The organism is Roseburia sp. AM59-24XD (assembly GCF_003478445.1).
In the GTDB taxonomy this organism is placed as follows: domain Bacteria; phylum Bacillota; class Clostridia; order Lachnospirales; family Lachnospiraceae; genus Jutongia.
Window position 1 is genome coordinate 1 of the sequence record NZ_QUET01000042.1, and the last position, 20,504, is coordinate 20,504.

The 20,504-nt window shown below is 47.0% G+C and carries 19 protein-coding genes; 14 read left to right on the plus strand and 5 right to left on the minus strand.

Annotation, left to right across the window (positions count from 1 at the left end; genetic code table 11):
- On the minus strand, positions 1–512 hold a 512-nt coding region (locus tag DXA20_RS14835; protein ID WP_118561835.1), incomplete at its 3' end, for a PadR family transcriptional regulator.
- A 512-nt stretch (positions 513–1,024) separates the two neighbouring features.
- On the opposite strand from DXA20_RS14835, the gene pfkA reads away from it, so the two are divergent.
- Positions 1,025–2,005 carry a 6-phosphofructokinase gene (gene pfkA / locus DXA20_RS14840; protein WP_022305382.1) on the plus strand — a complete coding sequence of 327 codons (981 nt, stop codon included), beginning with the start codon at positions 1,025–1,027 and terminating at the stop codon, positions 2,003–2,005.
- Positions 2,006–2,156: 151 nt separating this feature from the next.
- On the opposite strand, the gene DXA20_RS14845 is transcribed toward pfkA, so the two are convergent.
- The 3 genes from DXA20_RS14845 to DXA20_RS14855 all read right to left on the minus strand — a co-directional run bounded on the left by DXA20_RS14845 (position 2,157) and on the right by DXA20_RS14855 (position 6,791).
- Entirely contained in the window at positions 2,157–3,584 is a 1,428-nt protein-coding gene (locus tag DXA20_RS14845) for a sensor histidine kinase (protein WP_022305383.1), read from the minus strand.
- A 25-nt stretch (positions 3,585–3,609) separates the two neighbouring features.
- The gene (locus DXA20_RS14850; RefSeq protein WP_118561837.1) at positions 3,610–4,317 is read right to left on the minus strand and encodes a response regulator transcription factor; all 708 of its coding nucleotides are present in this window, start codon (positions 4,315–4,317) and stop codon (positions 3,610–3,612) included.
- Positions 4,318–4,406: 89 nt separating this feature from the next.
- Positions 4,407–6,791, minus strand: a complete 2,385-nt coding sequence (locus DXA20_RS14855) for an endonuclease MutS2 (RefSeq protein ID WP_118561839.1) — start codon at positions 6,789–6,791, stop codon at positions 4,407–4,409.
- Between the two features lie 173 nt (positions 6,792–6,964).
- Here DXA20_RS14855 and DXA20_RS14860 point away from each other — a divergent pair, with 173 nt between their 5' ends.
- Together DXA20_RS14860 and DXA20_RS14865 are read left to right on the plus strand one after the other, a co-directional pair.
- Positions 6,965–7,675: a hypothetical protein gene (locus DXA20_RS14860; protein WP_118561841.1), complete on the plus strand. Its 711-nt coding sequence runs from the start codon at positions 6,965–6,967 to the stop codon at positions 7,673–7,675.
- Positions 7,672–8,190 (plus strand): PDZ domain-containing protein, encoded by a 519-nt coding sequence (locus tag DXA20_RS14865; protein ID WP_118561843.1) that lies wholly within the window; start codon positions 7,672–7,674, stop codon positions 8,188–8,190. The genes DXA20_RS14860 and DXA20_RS14865 overlap by 4 nt, the downstream gene beginning before the upstream one ends.
- Positions 8,191–8,339: 149 nt before the next feature.
- On the opposite strand, the gene DXA20_RS14870 is transcribed toward DXA20_RS14865, so the two are convergent.
- Complete coding sequence (locus tag DXA20_RS14870; protein WP_118561845.1) at positions 8,340–10,214, minus strand: hypothetical protein; 1,875 nt, start codon at positions 10,212–10,214, stop codon at positions 8,340–8,342.
- 146 nt (positions 10,215–10,360) lie between these two features.
- Between DXA20_RS14870 and DXA20_RS14875 the strand changes: the two genes are divergently transcribed.
- The 11 genes from DXA20_RS14875 to DXA20_RS14925 all read left to right on the plus strand — a co-directional run bounded on the left by DXA20_RS14875 (position 10,361) and on the right by DXA20_RS14925 (position 19,863).
- Positions 10,361–10,897: a YcxB family protein gene (locus DXA20_RS14875; protein WP_022305387.1), complete on the plus strand. Its 537-nt coding sequence runs from the start codon at positions 10,361–10,363 to the stop codon at positions 10,895–10,897.
- Positions 10,894–11,325, plus strand: a complete 432-nt coding sequence (gene tsaE, locus DXA20_RS14880) for a tRNA (adenosine(37)-N6)-threonylcarbamoyltransferase complex ATPase subunit type 1 TsaE (protein ID WP_022305388.1) — start codon at positions 10,894–10,896, stop codon at positions 11,323–11,325. The genes DXA20_RS14875 and tsaE overlap by 4 nt, the downstream gene beginning before the upstream one ends.
- Before the next feature lie 148 nt (positions 11,326–11,473).
- Positions 11,474–12,184, plus strand: a complete 711-nt coding sequence (tsaB, locus tag DXA20_RS14885; RefSeq protein ID WP_158577252.1) for a tRNA (adenosine(37)-N6)-threonylcarbamoyltransferase complex dimerization subunit type 1 TsaB — start codon at positions 11,474–11,476, stop codon at positions 12,182–12,184.
- Positions 12,171–12,608, plus strand: coding sequence for a ribosomal protein S18-alanine N-acetyltransferase (rimI, locus tag DXA20_RS14890; RefSeq protein WP_022305390.1), 438 nt, complete (start codon positions 12,171–12,173; stop codon positions 12,606–12,608). Before tsaB ends, rimI begins: the two co-directional genes overlap by 14 nt.
- Before the next feature lie 84 nt (positions 12,609–12,692).
- The gene (locus tag DXA20_RS14895; protein ID WP_022305391.1) at positions 12,693–12,911 is read left to right on the plus strand and encodes a hypothetical protein; all 219 of its coding nucleotides are present in this window, start codon (positions 12,693–12,695) and stop codon (positions 12,909–12,911) included.
- A 44-nt stretch (positions 12,912–12,955) separates the two neighbouring features.
- A complete protein-coding gene (locus tag DXA20_RS14900) occupies positions 12,956–13,879 on the plus strand; it encodes a ribonuclease Z (protein WP_022305392.1) in 924 nt (307 codons plus the stop codon).
- 1 nt (position 13,880) lies between these two features.
- Entirely contained in the window at positions 13,881–14,486 is a 606-nt protein-coding gene (locus tag DXA20_RS14905; protein ID WP_118561853.1) for a DUF6715 family protein, read from the plus strand.
- A 91-nt stretch (positions 14,487–14,577) separates the two neighbouring features.
- Complete coding sequence (tsaD, locus tag DXA20_RS14910; protein ID WP_022305394.1) at positions 14,578–15,600, plus strand: tRNA (adenosine(37)-N6)-threonylcarbamoyltransferase complex transferase subunit TsaD; 1,023 nt, start codon at positions 14,578–14,580, stop codon at positions 15,598–15,600.
- Between the two features lie 157 nt (positions 15,601–15,757).
- A complete protein-coding gene (locus tag DXA20_RS14915; protein WP_022305395.1) occupies positions 15,758–17,203 on the plus strand; it encodes a 4Fe-4S dicluster domain-containing protein in 1,446 nt (481 codons plus the stop codon).
- A gap of 551 nt (positions 17,204–17,754) precedes the next feature.
- On the plus strand, positions 17,755–17,973 hold the full coding sequence (locus tag DXA20_RS14920; RefSeq protein ID WP_118561855.1) for a cation transporter: 219 nt from the start codon (positions 17,755–17,757) through the stop codon (positions 17,971–17,973).
- 18 nt (positions 17,974–17,991) lie between these two features.
- Positions 17,992–19,863 carry a heavy metal translocating P-type ATPase gene (locus DXA20_RS14925; RefSeq protein WP_118561857.1) on the plus strand — a complete coding sequence of 624 codons (1,872 nt, stop codon included), beginning with the start codon at positions 17,992–17,994 and terminating at the stop codon, positions 19,861–19,863.
- The last annotated feature ends 641 nt before the right edge of the window (positions 19,864–20,504 follow it).

Here is a 20,504-nt window from a genome sequence, read left to right on the forward strand (position 1 = left end):
ACGGACCGGCTGTGAACCGGAACCGGAACTGCCTGAGGAGCAGCCTGCATAACAGGAACCGGTTGAGGCTCAGAAACAGGAGTTACCTGAGGAGCAGCCTGCATAACAGGAACCGGCTGTGAACCGGAAGCCGGAACTGCCTGAGGAGCAGACTCCATTGCCGGTGCCGGTTCTGCAGCCGGCTGAGCGGCTCCGGTCATCAGTAAAGAACTGGCACCCTGAAGATAGCTGTTCCATGTCTGCTGACAATATGTAAGATGCTCACGTCCGGCATCTGTAATCTTATAAAAGCGACGGCTCCGGCCACCGATATCCTTATGATAAACCTCCAGGTAGCCATCTGCCTGCATTTGCTTTAACAAAGGATAGAATGTGTTCTCCGGTACATCAATCTTTGAGCGGACATTCTGGACAATCTTAAAGCCGGAAATGCCTTCTGGCGTACTGGCCACAATTGATAAAATAACTGCATCGAGAATTAACTCACTGGTGTTAAACATCATAACATTCATCCCTTTCCTTTTGAAGTACATATTATTCTTCTGTGAAGTGATAATATGCCCACCTCTTTTACTCTTTTCCCTCTAATCTGTCTTACTGTTACCAGACATATCTTTACATAATTTCTCTATATACATTATCGTACGGATCACAAAATATTGCAAGTGACGAAAATGTACAATTTTTTATGGTTAATGTTGTCAATATTGCCTATTGCCAACAATATGTCACAATTATATCATACTTTTATCGAAAAATCAGCCTTTTTTTACAAAATATGAAAAGTGTCCATAAAAAATCTTTGTAAAAATGTGTGAATTTTTAAGTAAGCGGAGTTATTCGTGTAAAATAGCAAAGTTTTTTGAAAAAAATCAAAAAAGGGATTGAAAATACTCTGATATCATAATAAAATAAATCTGTGTGCATATTATTATATTTTGTGCATTTCCGGGTATTTGCGCAAATCATATATAGAACATAATTTAACGATGCCACGTTTGTTTGTGGCAGATTGGAGGAAAAAATGAGCACAAAGAAAGGAAAAATCGGAGTTCTGACAAGTGGAGGAGATGCACCGGGCATGAATGCTGCCATCCGTGCGGTTGTTCGTACAGGTATTACCAGAGGCTATGATGTGTATGGTATCAGGAGAGGATATAATGGTATTCTTCACAGAGAGATGGATTTATTAACTTTTAAGGATGTTTCTGAGAAGCTGCAGCACGGCGGTACATTTTTGTTCACCGCAAGGAGCGCAGAATTCCGTGAGATAGAGGGAAAGAAGAAGGCGGCAGAGATCCTCAAGGAGATGGGAATCGATACACTGATTGTAATCGGTGGTGACGGATCCTTTACCGGAGCTAAGAATCTTTCCAAGTTTGGTGTTAATATTATTGGTATTCCCGGAACGATCGATCTGGATATCGCATATACTGATTATACGATCGGTTTCGATACTGCAGTGAATACTGCAATGGAGGCAATTGACAGACTTCGTGAGACGTCTAATTCCCATGAGCGTTGCAGCGTTGTTGAGGTTATGGGACGTTCTGCAGGATATATCGCACTGTGGTGTGGTATTGCCAATGGTGCAGAGGAGATTCTTCTGCCGGAGAAGTTTGATAATAACTACGATGCTCTTCTGGAGCAGATACATAAGAACAGAGAGCTCGGTATGACACATCAGATCGTTGTAAACGCAGAGGGTGTTGGTCATTCGGATGAGCTTGCTAAGAGGATTGAGGAAGCAACCGGAATCGAAACGAGAGCGACAATCCTTGGTCATTTACAGAGAGGCGGAAGCCCGACAGCAAGAGATCGTTTCTATGCATCTATGATGGGTGCGTATGCGGTTGATGTCATTGATCAGGGCAGAAAGAACCGTCTGATCGGCTACAAGAACGGCAAGCTGTATGATGTCGATGTAGATGAGGCATTTGCTATGGAGAAGTCTATTGATGAGTATGAGTACGAGATTGCGAGAGTTCTCGGAACAAGAGAGTAGAATATACGCGGGGGATGCGATCACCGCATAGCAGGAAAGGCTCAGACCGTTTGGTCTGAGCCTTTCCTGATTTAAAAGTGCCCATAACACAGTGGAAATCAAAGGCACAACGCTGTTTTACTTTTGATTTCCGCTAAATAATATCATCTGTTTAGAAACTGGAGGAATGCGGCGATAATGAGAAAGAGAAATCTGTTCCGCTGCCCAGAATGCTGGTTGCATGGATATACTCATGATGCGCCTCAACGATCTCGCGTGTGATTGCAAGACCGAGTCCGGAACCTGTTTTATCCTTGCCACGGGAAACGTCTGTTTTGTAAAAACGATCCCAGATATGTGGCAGGCTTTCTTCCGGAATACCAATGCCGTGATCGCTGACTGTGACGAAGATCTTGCCCTTCTGTTCGGCTGTCTGGATTTCGATGGAGGAGTCTGTTGAACTGAATTTGACAGCGTTGTCGATCAGATTGTGAACCACCTGCGAAATTTTATCGCGGTCGGCATCCACGAAGAAGGATGGTGAACCAAACATCAGGTGGATCGAAATCTTTTTCTCGGTACACCGCTTCTCAAAGCTGGAGGCTGCATTGCGGATCACTTCATTGATATCAAAAGCTGTATAGTTTAGCAAAATCCCGTTATTTTCGTACTTGTTCAGCTCCAGAAGCTGTTCGGTGAGCTTCGTGAGGCGGTTTGTTTCCATCAGAATGATCTTCAGATATTTCTCCTGGATCTCGTGCGGAATCGTACCATCTAGCATTGCTCCGATGTATCCCTTGATATTTGTGAGCGGAGAACGAAAATCATGGGAAACATTTGCGACAAAATCTTTCTGATAGGAGTTGGCGTTCTGACTGAAGGTGGCAAGATCCTCGATGGATTTGATCAGCTTGGAATATTCCTGGAAAGGAAGATGTATCATGCTGCGGTCGAAATGACCGGTGCAATATTCCCGGATCGTCTGTGAAAGCTGGCGGATCGGATGAAGCGTCAGACAGTATAGCTGTACCATGATGAGTATCAGAAACAGGAAAAACAGGACAAAACAGACATCCAGTTTCCGGACAAGCAGATGTGCGTTAGAACGAAGATCTGCTAAGGAAGTCATAATGACCAGATATCCGTTCAGGTTGGAATTCTCGGAAAGCGGATAGATGACAGATAAAATCTCTGACGGAAGGGAGTCGCTTTTGAGGTGGCCGATATAGGTGTCGTTGTCCAGAAAGGTCGGGTTCAGGTCGTTGAAGTTTTGCCCCTCCAGACTCTGGGTGTCGGCGGAATCAATAGAGATCCGACCGGTTGTATCGACAAGAAAATAACGTGCATGACTCATGACCTGCAAAGAGGTCATACGTTCTCTGAGAGCGTCCTCTGTGTAGTCATCAAATTCATTGATCGACTTCACATTGAAAAAGTAACGCCCGGAGAGCGCACTTGCCTCTTCGTAAAGAGCTGCCTTACGGTCAGATATCAGACTTTGCGAGATCTGATGCACACCAAGAAAATGGATCAGGATGAACATCACTGTCGCAAGGATCAGAAATGTTGTTACATAAATGGTTCGAATTGATATTTTCATGGGAACTCTCCATTACCGGTGCATGCTATGTGTGGTATTCAAACTTATAACCGACACCCCAGACGGTAGCAATGTTCCATTCGGCCGGCTGGGAAAACTTTTCACGCAATCGCTTGATGTGAACATCGACGGTACGGGTATCACCGATATAATCATAGCTCCAGATATTATCTAAAAGCTGTTCTCGGGTGAAAACCTGATTCGGATGTGATGCCAGGAAATAGAACAGTTCTAATTCCTTTGGGGGCATTTCCACACGTTGTTTAAAATAGTACACCGAGTAATCGGTGAGATTGATGATAAGATTTGGATAGGTGACGCACTCCTTCGGAATCGCTTCTGTTTCCGAGGTAGAGTTTTCGTGTACATAACGACGCAGAACCGCTTTGATACGTGCGACGAGCTCTTTTGTGTCAAATGGTTTCATGACATAGTCATCCGCACCTAATTCCAGACCAAGAACCTTGTCAAAGGTTTCTCCTTTGGCGGACAGCATGATCACAGGGAGATTCGATGTTTTGCGAAGCTCCCGGAGTACATCGTAGCCGCTCATTCCCGGAAGCATGATGTCCAGTACAACCAGATCAGGCTGGTAGTTCTGAATAGCGGCAAGTGCCTCCTCGCCATCATTGGCAATCTGTGTATCGAAACATTCCTTGATCAGGTATAAGCTGACAAGCTCTGCAATATTGTTGTCGTCATCTACGATTAGGATTTTCTGTTTATCTGCCATATTATCTCGCATTCCTTTCTCCGTTTCCTGTGCTTAAAATATTTATATGCATTGATGTTGGGGCAAAAGGTATTTGACCCTGGCATCATTTATTTGAAACAAACGATAGTAACGCCCATGTCTCCTTCTCCAAATTCACCAAGACGGTAGGACTTTACATATTTGAGTTTTGCAAGCTGCTGGTGCACTGCTTTGCGCAGTGCTCCCGTGCCTCGTCCGTGGATCACAGTGACCTGTGACATATGAGCCAGATAGGCATCGTCCAGGTATTTATTTAAAACCGGCATCGCCTCGTCAACGGTCATACCGATCAGATTCACCTCCTGATGGATGGAAGCAGCCTTATCGATACGGATTCTTCCGCTACCGTTTTGGCGTTTCTCGGTCTGCTTTGGCTTCTCATCCGGGAGTAGTTCCAGATCCTTAATGTTGACCTGTGTACGGAGCAGACCTGCCTGGACAAAGAGATCTCCCTTCTCATTTGGAAGTGTGCTGACGGTTCCGTTGGCGTTTAAGGTCAGGATATGCACGTTGGAGCCGATCATCAGATCTGCAGCCTTGAGTGCTTTCTTTTTGCGCTTCTGCTGCGGTTTGCTGCCGGACAGATCCTGGTGCTTATTCATGCGGCTGCGCAGATTGGCACGTTCCCGTTCCATTTCCTGAATGTGACGGTCGCTTTTCGCCCATTTGGTGTATTTGCGGATCGTATCATCTGCTACGGTTTTGGCTTCGGCAAGGATCTTACCGGCCTCCTGATTGGCATTCTGCAGGATCTTTTCTTTGGATTGTTCGATCTTTTCGGTCTTCTCACGCAGCTCCTTCTTGAGACGGGATATTTCCTTTCGGCTTTCCGTGATTGCTTTCTGCTCCTTTTCGAGCTTGATGCGGGAAGCCTCCAGATCACTCAGCACATCTTCAAAGTTCTGGGCGTCGGAGGAGACGCGTTCTCTGGCGTCCTCTATGATATCCTGACTCAGACCGAGCTTGCCGGATATGGCAAAAGCATTACTCTTGCCGGGGATGCCGATCAGAAGACGGTAGGTAGGCTGAAGGGTTGCAACGTCAAATTCACAGCAGGCGTTCTGTACATCCGGTGTCTGCAGTGCATAAAGCTTTAATTCACTGTAGTGGGTTGTTGCCATGACAAGGCAGCCGCGCTTGTGCAGATTGGAAAGAATCGCCGTAGCGAGTGCGGCACCCTCTGTAGGATCCGTTCCGGCACCAAGCTCATCGAAAAGGACGAGGCTGTCGGCATCTGCCCTCTCAAGGATGGATACGGTGTTGACCATGTGAGAGGAGAAAGTACTGAGACTCTGCTCAATACTCTGCTCATCACCGATATCAGCATAAATCTCATCGAATATCTTCAGACAGGAATTGTCAAATGCCGGAATATGAAGTCCGGCCTGTCCCATCAGACAGAACAGACCGACTGTCTTGAGCGATACGGTCTTACCACCGGTGTTGGGACCGGTTACGACCAGGAGTGAAAAATCCCTGCCTATGTGAATATCGATCGGAACAACCTTCTTGGGATCAATCAACGGATGACGTCCCTTTTTAATCTCGATATAACCTTCTGTCGGGAATATCGGGCGCGTCCCGCGCATATGCTTGGACAGCATGGCGCGTGCAAAAATAAAATCCAGTTCACACAGAACACGGTAATTCTGTGCGAGGAAGAAAGATTGCTCAGCAGCAAGATTGCTTAAATTTGCCAGGATCTTGTCGATCTCTTCCTGTTCCTTCAGTTCTAACTGGCGAATATCATTGTTCAGCTTTACGATCGCGGCCGGCTCAATGAAAAGAGTAGAACCGGTTGCAGACTGGTCATGAAGCATGCCGCGGAAGGAAGAACGGTACTCCGCCTTGACCGGCAGACAGTAGCGTCCGTTTCGCATCGTAATGATGGAGTCCTGAAGCATGCTGCGGGCAGAGCCGTTGACAATACTGCTTAGCTGTTCGTGAATGCGGTCGTTGGTCAGCTTGAGCTGGCGGCGTATCTGTGCAAGTCCCGTGGAAGCATCGTCGGCAATGTTGTCTTCGTCCGGAATGCATCGTCGGATCTCCTGCATCAGTAGCGACAGCGGTTCGATCAGACGGTAGCGCTCATCCAGAGAATCGCCGGTTGAATCATCCTCACGCAGGGACTGGCGGAAATAGTTCTTGACAGAGCCTGCGGCGGATAAAAGCTTTGCAATGTCCAACAGCTCATGACTTCCTAAGGAAGATCCGATTTCCAGCCGCTTGAGTGCGGGACGGATATCTTCAATACCATAGAAGGAGAGTTCGCCCTTGGTCAGGATGTGAGTCAGGGCATCGGAGGTCTCGCGCTGCGCGGTCTCGATCCAGCGGCTGTCGGTCTGCGGTTTTAACGTGCGGCAGGCTTCACGACCGGAAGGTGAAGACGCATAGGTGACTAATTGCTCAATGATTTTATTATATTCTAATGTCTGTAATACTTTCTCGTTCATTACAATTGTCCTCATTTCAATACAATTAATATCATCATACACCAGACAGCTAAGATACTGCAACATAAAATTAAAATATCCTATTTACGGCTTATTCATAAACTATTCATATGTATGTGATAACATTTATATAAGTAGGTTGTTATGTCGATCAGATGGAGAGTTAATAAATTATGTCAAGAAAAGAAAAGGATACGAATGATCAGGAGTATTGCTTTTTACAGGAGGCAGTGCAGGAGCCTCATAAGAGAAAGCCGGCTGGCATTATAAAGAGGGCGGTGTATGTGATTGTTCTCGCTGTGGTTTTTGGCGGCACGGCATCTGTGACGTTCTGGAAGGTTCAGGATGTTCTGGAGAAGCGGGATGCCAGAATATATCGGGAAAGTCTTTTGAATGATGCAAAGGAGACATCAGCCGGTACAAAGCAGACACCGCGACCGTCAACGGAATCGGATATGCTTGCTGCCTATGAGAACTACTGGGACAGGATCAAGAACATCGGAGAGCAGTGCAACAAGGCGATCGTGACGGTGGATAAGCTTCACACCGAAAGCTGGTATCAGAGAAGCGATAAGGAGGATGTGCTTCAGAGCGGACTGATCTTTAAGCGGAGAGGTTCTTCACTTTATGTTCTGACACAGGTATCCTCGCTTGTGGAGAAGGGGAGTCTTGAGGTATCCTTCGCCAATGGGAAGAGTGCGGCAGCTACGCTTGTGGCAACCGATGATAATCTCGGAATTGCAGTACTTCGCATGGATGTGAATGATATTTCCAAAAGCACAATGAATCAGATTTATGTGATCGATTTTACGCAGGATGCATCTGATACGGCACCGGAGTTAAATGACCGTGTCCTCTGTTTGGGTGTCCGAATGGGATCATGAAGTCTGTGATGCCGGGCAATGTGGTCAACACGGATATGACCGTGCAGGCGGTGGATGACTGCCTGACCGTGTATGTGACGGATATTGCATATACCGAGGGAGGCGATGGTTTTGTTTCTGACATTGAAGGTCGTATGGTCGGTATGATCACAGATGCTTATCAACGTACGACAGGAGATACAAACTGGTCATTTATTTCAGCAGAAGATATTGCGGTTGCAGCGGAGGCGATCGTGGAGGAGAAGACACCGGTTACCTTTGGCATTCGGGGCAAGGATATGGAGAACGGAAAGGGAATTTATGTGACGGAGGTTCAGCTGAAGTCCCCGGCGTATCACGGTGGTGTCCGTGTGGCAGACGTGATCGATTCGATTGATGGCAATAAGATCCGCAGTATGAAGGATCTGAGTCTTTGTCTTTCGACGCATGAAAGAGGAGACAGGATCACTGTGGGATTGTGCAGAAGCTGTTCCGGCAAGCAGAAAAAGAAAAGCGTTAAGGTTGAACTGAAATAGACAATTAACATAATAAGCGGGAAACCGGCGTTTTTCCCGTTTTGTTATGTTATGAGCAATTACCCATATATTAAAATAAAGGCGGACATACCACTGTGAGGATATGTCCGCTTCGTGCGTTTTGTAAGAGATTCCTATGGAACCGCTTGTCAGTGGGTAACATGGTCATCCTTGATGATCTGCGCCAGCTTGGAGCGAAATGCCTTCTCATTGAAATTCTGCTCATGGTAGGCAAAACGATTATAGTCGAAATGTGCTTCGCGGATCATCTGACTTGTGTAAACAGTTGTTTCTTTTCCGGATGAAACCGGCCAGAAGATAAGGATTCCTCCGTGGTTAACCTCGTTATCCTTCCTGCCGTTGACGATAAGCTGTCTTGCGATATTCTGATCAAGCATATAAACATGGGAATACAGACCGATCACCTTGGCAAGACGTGTGCCGTTGATCGGGAAGGTATTCATATCGTAGCCCTCGCGGTATTCGTTGGAGTTGTCTGTCTCTAAAGCCTGATGCTGTGTGATCACGACGACAGGCAGACGTCTTTCCGGATCATGCAGGAGGTGCCTTAAAGCGATAAAGCCCTCATCGGTATTGACAAAGCGTCCCTGCGTTCCGAGGCGTTCCAGATCCACCAGACCGATCTTAGAGGAAAGCTCTGACAGATAGGACGGCTTGCTGAAACTTTCTCGGTGAAGTGCGGTAGTCGGTGTGTGCAGCCTGGTGTGATGATGAAACATCAGCGATGATCCGTGATCCGGTGATGTAACGGATGCCGTGATATGCCACAGCGTACCGGGCATCTGATCGTCGATATAGGAAAACTCAGCGGTAAACAGGAAATCGTCCGGCTGCCAGAAGCACTGAAAATCATAGCCCGGAAGGTGCATGGAAAGTGTTTCAAGCTCTGCCGGAAGCTCCGGAAATACATGGCTCAGCTTATAGCGGATCCAGCGGTAAATGATGTGCGATGCATTGTGAAACTCGGTTCTGACATCCCTGACCGGTTTATGCAAAAGCGGAATATCCAGATGAAACAGTGTGTTAGAGTCAAGCGGACTTAACGCTTTGCGTGCCGGTGCCGGTGTCTTTACGGCGAGCGGATCATGCTCTTTATAATAAGCAGAGATGCGTTCATCGTGCACAGTGCTTTCATTCAGAAGACGGACGATAAGGTCAAATGTGATCTTTGAAATGTAATCCTGTTTTAACAGCTCACGCACCAGTGTGATCTTCTCACATTTGAAAAACTGCTTGGCGAGACGGCGGTTCTCGTCAAAAAGAGCGGTGATCGCCGGCGCGAGCGGTTCCTTGTCCTCCATGCGCAGACGGAAATGGCTTTTGAGCATCAGATCCCAGTTGCCGTTCTGGTAATGATTGTAGGAAAGATGCTCGAAAAGCTGCACCAAAGACCAGTCGGAAAGCTCCAGATTGGCAAGAATACAGTGCAGGATCCGGGAAAGATCCTCACTGTTCTCCCAGAACTTGTCGTCCGGCAGCAGACTCTTGTAGCGCATGTCGTGCTCAATTTCATGCCAGCCCTCGAAAAATACGGTACGGAACTGGATCTCGAAGGTGGTATCAATCGGAAGCTGCCAAAGCTCGCTGGTATACAGCTTAAAATGCTCGGATGGAAGCTTGAATACACCGTTTATTTTGGTGGCGCGGAACTCTGCCGCATTAAAATCATTTCTGGACCAGGTGCCGGTGCGCAGAAAGGTGTTCTCCATGATCTCTCTGCCGATGCTTAAGTCGTCGGAATAATAAAGTACAATACGAAGACCGATCAGATCCTGTACCTTCTTGGGATTCTGCCTGGTGCCGTATTTGCCGTTAAACAGCTTTTTGCTGATGGAATTTTTGGTTTTGACGCGGGAGAAGATCCGGTAATATAATCCGCAGGAATCCAGAATGCCCCGAATATCCTTCTCGAGCTGGGCATTTAATTCTTCAAGGCGGTCGAAATCAATCTGCTCTTCGACCTGCTGGCGGATATCATCTATTGTCATATTGGAAATATCCATAAGTACCCCTCTTTTCTACATGTAACTGTTCCCCACAATGCTTCTCTGATTTTAAAGATAACATATGACGAAGCTTTTGTATATATTGTTTTTTCGCCATATTCTGCTATAATGATGCTAAAATAAGGAAGAACAGGAGATATTTCATGAAGGATATAGAATTTGACGTGGAACTGACAGCGAAGGATCTGTACCGGTTCTCTATGCGCCATACTTATTCAGGGGTGTCCGGTATTTTTGGCGTGGTGATCAGCCTTGCATGCTGGATCATTCTGGCAGTTCGTTTCGGGGCGCTGGATACGACGGCGAAGCTTGCGTTATTTATTATAGGCTGTCTTTTCACGATCGTGCAGCCGGTGATGCTTTACGGAAAGTCTGCCGCACAGGCGAAACAGAATAAAGATATCAATGCATCGCTTCATTACACTCTGTCAGAGGAACAGATCACGGTTTCCCAGGGAGAGCAGGAGGCATGCGTGAAATGGTATGATGTCCGCAAGTGTATTTATACGGCCAAGGCGTTGTATCTTTATATGTCTCCGGTCAGAGCATTTATCTTTCCGGCAGACCAGTGCGGAGACAGCTTCGAACAGATCCGCGCCTGTGTTGAGGAGAGGCTGGGGTATTATAAAGATTATGATCCGTCACAGGAAGCGGAGACAAAGCAGGAGGATCCGAAATGACAGAGGTAATAGAAAGCCGGAGCGAGAAGGATACATTTGCGCTGGGGCAGAAGCTTGGTGGTGACTGCCGTCCGGGAGATATCGTATTATTAAACGGTGATCTTGGTGTTGGAAAGACCGTTTTTACCAAGGGCTTTGGCAAGGGGCTTGGCATTGAGGAGCCGATCAGCAGCCCGACATTTACGATCATGCAGATTTATGAGAGTGGCAGACTGCCGTTGTATCATTTTGATGTATACCGGATTGCAGATCCGGAGGAGATGGATGAGATCGGTTATGAGGATTATTTCTTTGGAGAGGGTGTGTGTCTGATCGAATGGGCATCACTGATCAAAGAACTGATCCCGGAGCATGTTATTTGCGTGACCATTGAAAAGGAGCTTGATAAGGGCTTTGACTACAGGACGATTACCATTGACAGAAACTGATATATTATTTGGTCGAAGTCTGCACGGATAAGGGCTGACATGTGGGGAAAGCAGAACCGGCAGAGATGACAGATTGCGGATTTGTGCCTGTGCGCACTTGACACAAACCCGTTGTGTGCAAAGAATGTGTGCAGAAATGAGGATTAAGATGAAGATATTAGGAGTTGACAGTTCAGGCTTAGCTGCTTCCGCCGCTGTGTTATCCGGCGATACCGTAGTGGCAGAATTTACCGTCAATAATAAAAAGACACATTCACAGACGCTTCTTCCTATGATAAAGGAAGTTGTTGATTTTTCGGGGATCCCTCTTGAGGAGCTTGATGCGATCGCTGTGGCAGCAGGTCCGGGGTCCTTTACGGGACTTCGTATCGGCTCATCCACGGTGAAGGGACTGGGACTGGTGCTTGATAAACCGATTATTCCGGTGCCGACGCTGGAGGGATTGGCATACCAGCTTGCCGAGAGTGACGGCTTTATCTGTCCGATCATGGATGCACGCCGCAATCAGGTGTATACCGGTGTCTATGAGATGCGTGAGGGACAGATGGTGGAGGTCATGGATCAGTGTGCGATGGATATCCATGACCTGTTAAAGGAGCTTTCGCAGTACCCGGTCAAGGTTCATTTTCTCGGGGATGGTGTTCCTGTTTATGAGGAGATTATCCGCGAAGAGATTGTCAATGAATACAGCTTTGCACCGGCACATATGTCGAGACAGAGAGCGGCAGCAGTTGCAGCACTTGGAGCCCTTTATTATCATCAAGGAAGAGTGGAGACAGCCGCAGAGCATCGTCCGGTTTACCTGCGCAAATCACAGGCGGAGCGGGAGAGAGAAGAGAGATTACATGCAGCAGATTAAAACAATGGAACCGGCACAGGTGGACGAGGTCTGCCGGATCGGAAGGCAGAATTTTACGCATCCGTGGAGCGAGCAGGATTATATGGAGCATCTTAAGGATGATGAACGGATCTATCTTGTGGCAGAATGCGAGGGGGATGTGGCAGGAAGCTGTGTTTTCTTTTGCTCCTTTGAAACGGCAGATCTGTGTAATGTCACAGTCGATGAGAGATGCCGACGCAGAGGACTTGCAGAGGCATTACTTCGGGAAGCCTTTGAACGCTGTCTGGACAAGGGCGTTGAGCAGGTGCTTTTGGAGGTGCGGGAGAGTAACGTGGCTGCCATCGGTCTTTATGAAAAGCTTGGCTTTGCAGTGATCTCAAGGCGTCGCGGCTATTACAGAGATCCACAGGAGGATGCACTGATCATGCAGAAGCATTTGTAACGGTTCCTTCCTGTGTTTTCCACTATACAGATCCTGTCGACCGCGATATACTTGCTTTAGAACAAAAGACAGGAGATGGATCAGATGGCAGAGAAAAACTTATGCTGCAATAGATGCGGCCGCATTTTAAAATCGGAAAACGGAATATTGAGAGAAGACGTCTTTGAAGGAAAGAAGCAATGGGGATATTTTTCGAAAAGAGATGGACAGATCCATTCTTTCCTGTTATGCGAGGACTGTTACGATGCCATGGTGAAGAAATTTGTTGTTCCGCCGGAGGTGACAGAAGCAACGGAATTGTGATACAATAGTCCACGGATTCGTTCAGAGACGGGAAGAGGTGGATTATGTTAGATGTATGTTTGTTAGGAACCAGCGGAATGATGCCGCTGCCGGGCAGATGGCTTACCGCCATGATGACCAGACTTGAGGGAAGCAGTCTTCTGGTGGATTGTGGTGAAGGAACACAGATCGCGATCCGTGAGAAGGGATGGAGTGTCAATCCGATCGACACGATTTGTTTCACGCATTATCACGGAGATCATATCAGCGGACTGCCGGGACTTTTGCTTTCAATGGGCAATTCAGACCGAACCCGTCCGGTGACGATGATCGGTCCGAAGGGACTGGAAAAGACCGTGAATGCACTTCGCGTGATCGCTCCGGGACTTCCGTTTGATGTTCGTTTTATAGAATTGAGCGAGAAGGAGCAGGAGCTTCATGTCAATGGATATCATATCAAAGCCTTCCGGGTCAATCACAATGTGCCATGCTATGGATATACGATCACAGTGCCGAGAGGCGGAAAGTTCCATCCGGAGCTTGCAAAGGCAAATGAGGTTCCGCTGAAGCTGTGGAGCAGACTTCAGAAGGGGGAAACTATCGAGCAGGATGGCAGGATATTTACGCCGGACATGGTGATCGGGCCTGCCAGACGAGGCATTAAGCTTACCTATTGTACAGATACAAGACCGATGGACATTATTGCAGACAATGCCGCCGGCTCCGATCTGTTTATCTGTGAGGGAATGTACGGAGATCGTGACAAGCAGAAAAAGGCAGCCGAGTTTAAGCATATGACGATGTATGAGGCGGCAAGGCTTGGGCGGAAAGCAGAAGTAAAAGAAATGTGGCTGACACATTACAGTCCGTCCATGCTGCATCCGGAGGACTACATGAAGGAAGTTCGGAAGATTTTCCCGCACGCGCATGCAGGAAGAGACCGGTGGAGTAAGACACTTGACTTTGTGGATGAGGAAGGAGAGGATTGAAATGGACAAAATGACCAAAAAGATCTTGATCGTATTTGTGATTCTTGTGGCAGCGGCAGTTCTGATATTTGCCGGGGTTCGTATTTATCAGCAGAAGGAAGCCGAAGAAAAAGGACAGTCCGCACTTCCAAAGACAGAAGTCGGCAAGCTGCTTGCCAAGGATCTGGAACTGGAATATCCGGGAACACCGACTGAGGTGGTAAAGCTGTTCTGGCGCCTGAATAAATGCATGTACAATACCAATATGAAGGAAAAGGACCGCAAAGCGTTATATGAGCAGCAGCGTACCTTGTACGATGAGGAGCTTTTGCAGCAGAAGGGCAATTCTGAAAAGGATATGTACGAAGCGCTTAAGAAGGACATCCAGAAGTTTGATGACAATAAAAATTTCATCTCTTCCTATATTGTAGAAGAGGATGAACAGGTGGAGTATGCGCAGGTGGACGGCAAAGATGAAGCAACGTTGATCGCATCAGTGCTGCAGACCTCCAAGAAGTCCAAAACAACAGAGTCATATGCAAAATACATCTGCCGCAAGGACAGCGAGGGACACTGGAAGATCCTTGGCTGGCAACAGATCACGGCAAAAGAGGCAGACGGACATTAAATAATACATAGGAAAAGACCTGATATGCCATTATATTCTGCAAAAGAAGCATTGGTCCGGCATAGAGGGTCGTGCGGAAATGAGGATCAACATGGAAAAAGATATATTGATACTGGGAATTGAAAGCTCCTGCGATGAGACGGCAGCCTCCGTTGTGAAGAACGGGCGCAGTGTGCTGTCCAATGTGATCTCATCACAGATAGACATACATACATTATATGGAGGAGTTGTGCCGGAGATCGCATCCAGAAAGCACGTCGAGAGGATCAATCAGGTGATCGGGCAGGCACTTGCCGATGCGGATGTGACACTGGAGGAGATTGATGCGGTCAGTGTGACGTATGGACCTGGACTGGTTGGAGCACTTCTGGTTGGTGTTGGTGAAGCAAAGGCGATCGCTTATGCGGCAGGCAAGCCGTTAGTCGGCGTTCATCATATTGAGGGACATATCGCCGCCAACTATCTGGAGCATCCGGATCTGGAGCCACCGTTTCTTTGTCTGGTGGTATCCGGTGGACACACGCATCTTGTGCGCGTGCTGGAGTATGGCAAGTTTGAGATTATTGGTTATACGCATGACGATGCAGCGGGAGAGGCGTTTGATAAGGTTGCAAGAGCGATCGGACTCGGTTATCCGGGAGGTCCTAAGATCGATAAGCTTGCAAAGGAAGGTAATCCACACGCGATCGAGTTCCCGCGCGCTAAGATCGAAGGCTGCGAATATGATTTCAGCTTCTCCGGTGTAAAGTCAGCGGTTCTTAATTATCTGAATGGCTGTGAGATGAAGGGGATCGAGGTCAATCGTGCCGACGTGGCAGCCTCCTTCCAGCAGGCGGTGGTGGATGTGTTAGTCGGAAAAGCCGTCAGCGCCGCAGGGAAGCTTGGCGAAAAGAGGATCGCGGTTGCAGGCGGTGTGGCGTCAAACTCTGCACTGCGTGCGGCAATGAAGCAGGCATGTGATGAGGCGGGGATCGCCCTTTGCTATCCGTCTCCGATCTTTTGTACCGACAATGCGGCGATGATCGCATCACAGGGGTACTATGAGTATATGGCGGGCACGCGTCACGATCTTGACCTGAATGCAATTCCGAATCTCAAGATCGGTCAAAGATGAAAAAATATCAATTAAAAAAGTTTATAGAAAAATAATTTCATTATCGGCAAATTTGTGTTATACTATCTCCGAGGGATATCTCTGACCATTTTTGATGGAAGAGAAACCCGTATTGATCAATAATTATGAACAGAACGGACGAGATAAGGAGAGAAAAATGTTTGCAGATGAGAATGTGATTAGAATCAAACATGATGTACTTTATGAGGTGGCAAAGCTTGCCTTTGAGGGAACTCTTGAGGAGGAGAGAGACCACCTGCCGCGTAAAATGATACCTGGCCCGACACCACAGTTTCGATGCTGTGTTTACAAAGAGCGCGAGATTATCCGTCAGCGTATTCGTCTGGCAGAGGGAAAGGCACCGGGTCCGGAGGACAATGGCAATGTCGTTCAGGTTATTTCATCCGCCTGTGAGGACTGCCCAATCTCCAGTTATGTTGTAACAGATAACTGCCAGAACTGTCTTGGAAAGGCGTGTGTGAATGCTTGTAAGTTCGGTGCGATCTCACCGGGAGAGAAGCGCTCTCATATTGATGCTAATAAATGTAAAGAGTGTGGAATGTGTGCAAAGGCATGTCCTTACAATGCAATCGCTCATCTGAAGCGTCCATGTAAGTTTGCATGTCCTGTTGATGCAATTACATACAATGATCTTGGAATCTCAGTCATTGATGAGAGCAAGTGTATCCGCTGCGGTCACTGTATCCACAAGTGCCCGTTTGGTGCGATCGGATCCAAGACCTTTATCCTGGATGTGATCGGTGCACTGAAGGCAGGCAAGAAGGTATACGGTATGGTAGCGCCTGCGACAGAGGGACAGTTTGGACCTGACATTACGATGGAGAGCTGGAAGATCGCTCTGCAGAAGGTTGGCTTTGCAGATATGATCGAGGTAGGACTTGGTGGAGATATGACAACGCAGAGTGAGGCAGAGGAATGGCTCGAGGCATACCATGCCGGTGAGAAGAAGACAACGTCATGCTGTCCTGCATTCGTTAATATGATCCGTAAGCATTATCCGGAGCAGGCAGATCTGATCTCTACGACAGTATCTCCGATGTGTATGATCTCACGTATGCTTAAGGCGAAAGAGCCGGATTGTTATACCGTATTTATCGGACCATGTATCGGTAAGAAGTCTGAGGTCGTTGACCAGAAGATTGAGGGGAATGCAGATGCTGTCCTGACCTACAGTGAGATCCGTGCGATCATGAAGGCGAAGGACATCGAGCTTGAGCCGGCTCCAAATGAGTATCAGGAGTCAAGTACCTTTGGTAAGCGATATGGTAATGCCGGTGGAGTTACCGCATCCGTTCTTGAGTATATGAAGGAGACGGATCAGGAGGTAGATGCAAAGGTATTCAAGGCAAACGGTGCAATGGAATGTAAGAAGGCAATGCTGCTTCTCAAGGCAGGAAGACTTCCGGAAGACTTTGTCGAGGGTATGGTCTGTGAGGGCGGCTGTGTCGGCGGACCAAGCGGATATGCAGATCCGATGAAGACGAAGAAGGTTCGTGATAAGCTCATCGACGAGGCCGATGACAGAAGCATCACTGACAACCTTAAGAACTATGATCTGGGTGCATTTGAACAGCATCGCTAAACAGAATCTGTAATCATCAGGAGATCATCCTTAATGGATGGTCTCCTTTTTTCTTTTGTCAGGATGATTACTGAGGCTTCCCACACCAGCTTTTGGTATACGCCCATACTATTTCTTATGTCCAAATGTCAAATAGTGTTTTTGTCTCGGAAAACAAATTGATCCGTGAGCTGTGACGAAAAAATTGACGCAGATCAGTAGGATTTCTGAAAAGTCTTTGCTTTGCAATGCGTTTATCAAAAATCAAAGTAGCAAAGCAATTAGACTTTTCGAAATCCGTTAGTGACAAGACAATTTTTTCGTCACAGCTCACGGATTATTCAATCCTTTGGCAGGCAAAATCCATTTACCGATAATTGGACATAAGAAAAAGTATGGGCGTTGCACATCATGGGCGTGGGAAGCCTTATGTGATAATATTTTGATAAATGTAAAAAAAGGTGTTGACATTTTGAAGGAGAGTGCATAGAATATAAATGAACATATGAATGATTGTTCAAATGATTAAAATATAAAACGAATTTATTGAATTTGAAAGGATGGAAATAATCATGAAAAAGACTTACAAGATTGATGTTGACTGTGCAAACTGTGCAAACAAGATGGAGGAGGCTGCAAAGGCAACGGGGGGAGTTAAGGATGCCGTTGTGAACTTCATGACGCTTAAGATGTCTGTTGAGTTTGAGGAAGGCAGTGAGCCAAAGGCTGTTATGCAGGACGTTTTGAAGAACTGCAAGAAAGTGGAAGATGATTGTGAGATCTTCCTGTAAAGGAAGGAGTGAAGAGATATGACGAAGAAGCAGAAAAAAGCACTTATCCGTATTATCATATCAGTAGCCCTTGTCGGTTTGATATCGCTTCTTCCGGTAAAGGGATATCTTCGCTTTGGAATGTTCATGATCCCTTATCTGGTGATCGGCTATGATATCCTGCGTAAAGCGGTAAAGGGTATTATGAACCGTCAGGTGTTCGATGAGAATTTCCTGATGGCAGTTGCTACGATCGGTGCGATTGCACTTGGCGATTATACCGAGGGTGTAGCGGTTATGATCTTTTATCAGATCGGTGAGCTGTTCCAGAGCTATGCGGTTGGCAAGAGCCGCCGTAATATCAGCGAGCTGATGGATATCCGTCCGGATTATGCAAATATCCGCACGGAAAGCGGTGAGCTGGAGCAGGTGGATCCGGACGAGGTAGAGATCGGCAGTATCATTGTGGTGCAGCCCGGAGAGAAGGTGCCGGTCGACGGTATTATTGTGGAAGGAAAGAGTTCCTTAAATACAAGTGCCCTGACCGGAGAGAGTTTGCCGAGAGATGCAGCAGCCGGCGATGAGATCATCAGTGGCTGCATCAATATGACCGGTGTTCTGGAGATCAAGACGACCAGGGAATTTGGCGAGTCTACGGTTTCCAAGATTCTGGACATGGTAGAGAATGCAAGCTCCAGAAAGTCACGTTCTGAGAATTTTATTTCAAAATTCGCGCATTATTATACACCGATCGTTTGTTATCTTGCAGCAGCACTTGCAATTCTGCCGCCGCTTGTCAGCATTCTGTTTCTCCGCATTGCACCGAACTGGGGCGAGTGGATCTTCCGCGCATTGACATTTCTGGTTATCAGCTGTCCGTGTGCACTTGTTATCAGTATTCCGCTCAGTTTCTTTGCGGGAATCGGTGGAGCGAGCCGTTCCGGTGTGCTGGTAAAGGGCTCCAATTATCTGGAGACACTTGCGCAGACGAGCTGTGTTGTATTTGATAAGACCGGTACGCTGACGCAGGGTGTGTTTGCGGTGGCATCGGTTCATCCGGCAGGGATGACCGAAGCAGAGCTTTTAGAGTATGCGGCTCTGGCTGAGAGCTACTCCGGTCATCCGATCAGTAAGAGCCTGCAGAAGGCATATGGAAAGAGTGCTGATCAGAACCGCATTGGAGAAGTGGAAGAGATCAGCGGAAACGGCGTTAAGGCTGTCATTGATGGAAAAGAGGTTGCTGTCGGTAACGATAAGCTGATGAAAAAGCTTGGTGTTTCTTACGAGGAATCGAATGAGATCGGAACCATTGTTCATGTAGCAATAGATGGAAAATATGCAGGAAACATCCTGATATCCGATCAGTCCAAACCGACCTCCGCAGAGGCGATCAAGAGTTTGAAGAAGGCGGGTGTCTGCAAGACGGTTATGCTTACCGGCGACCGCAGGAATGTGGCGGAGCATGTCGCAAAGGAGCTTGGCCTGACAGAATATTATGCTGAACTTTTGCCGGCAGACAAGGTAACGAGTGTGGAGAAGCTTCTTGCCGAGCAGGGTTCCCATGATAAGCTGGCATTTGTCGGCGATGGTATCAACGATGCACCGGTGCTTTCCAGAGCAGATATCGGTATTGCGATGGGAGCGATGGGATCTGATGCAGCCATTGAAGCGGCGGATATTGTTTTGATGGACGATGATCCGATGAAGATTGTGAAGGCGATCAAGATTGCCAGAAAATGTATCCGCATCGTATACGAGAATATATATTTTGCCATTGGCATCAAAGTGATCTGTCTGATCCTCGGCGCGCTTGGTATTGCCAACATGTGGGCGGCAATTTTTGCCGATGTCGGCGTTATGGTGATCGCGGTGCTCAATGCAATCCGTGCATTATCCGTTAAGAAATTGTAATGCACGAAGCAAAAGCGATGTTTTTTCGAATCTTTTGCCTTGTGAATTCATGATAGATGGCTTAAATGGGCAGCGCCCTGGGATGGCGCATGCCCTTTCTTCTTATTTTTGATACCTTATTATTATCATACTCAAACTTCGCACACCGATTAGTTGATTGCGCCCATACTATTTCTTATGTCCGAGGAAAATTAATATAGATTTTTGCCTCAGAATATTTGATGAAACCGTGAGCTGGTGGCATTAAAATTGTCTTGTCACTTACGGATTTCAAAAAGTCTAATTGCTTTGCTGCTTTGATTTTTGATAAACGCATCCTGCCGTCCGAAATAGCTGAGCTCACCTACGGAGCTCAGTCGTATGGATGCGTATTTATCAAAGCATTGCAAAGCAAAGACTTTTCAGAAATCCTACTGATCTGCGTCAATTTTAATACCACCAGCTCACGGTTGTTCAAAAAATCAGGGCAAAACACCAAATTAGGCTTCGGACATAAGAAATAGTATGGGCGCAGTGATATATTTTATGTGCGAAGACAATATGTAATGACCTCCAATTTGTAGCATCGTGGATTTACCTGTATACTATGAATTGGAAAAAAACAATGGTAACAGGGATTACCGCATACAAAAGGAGGTCAC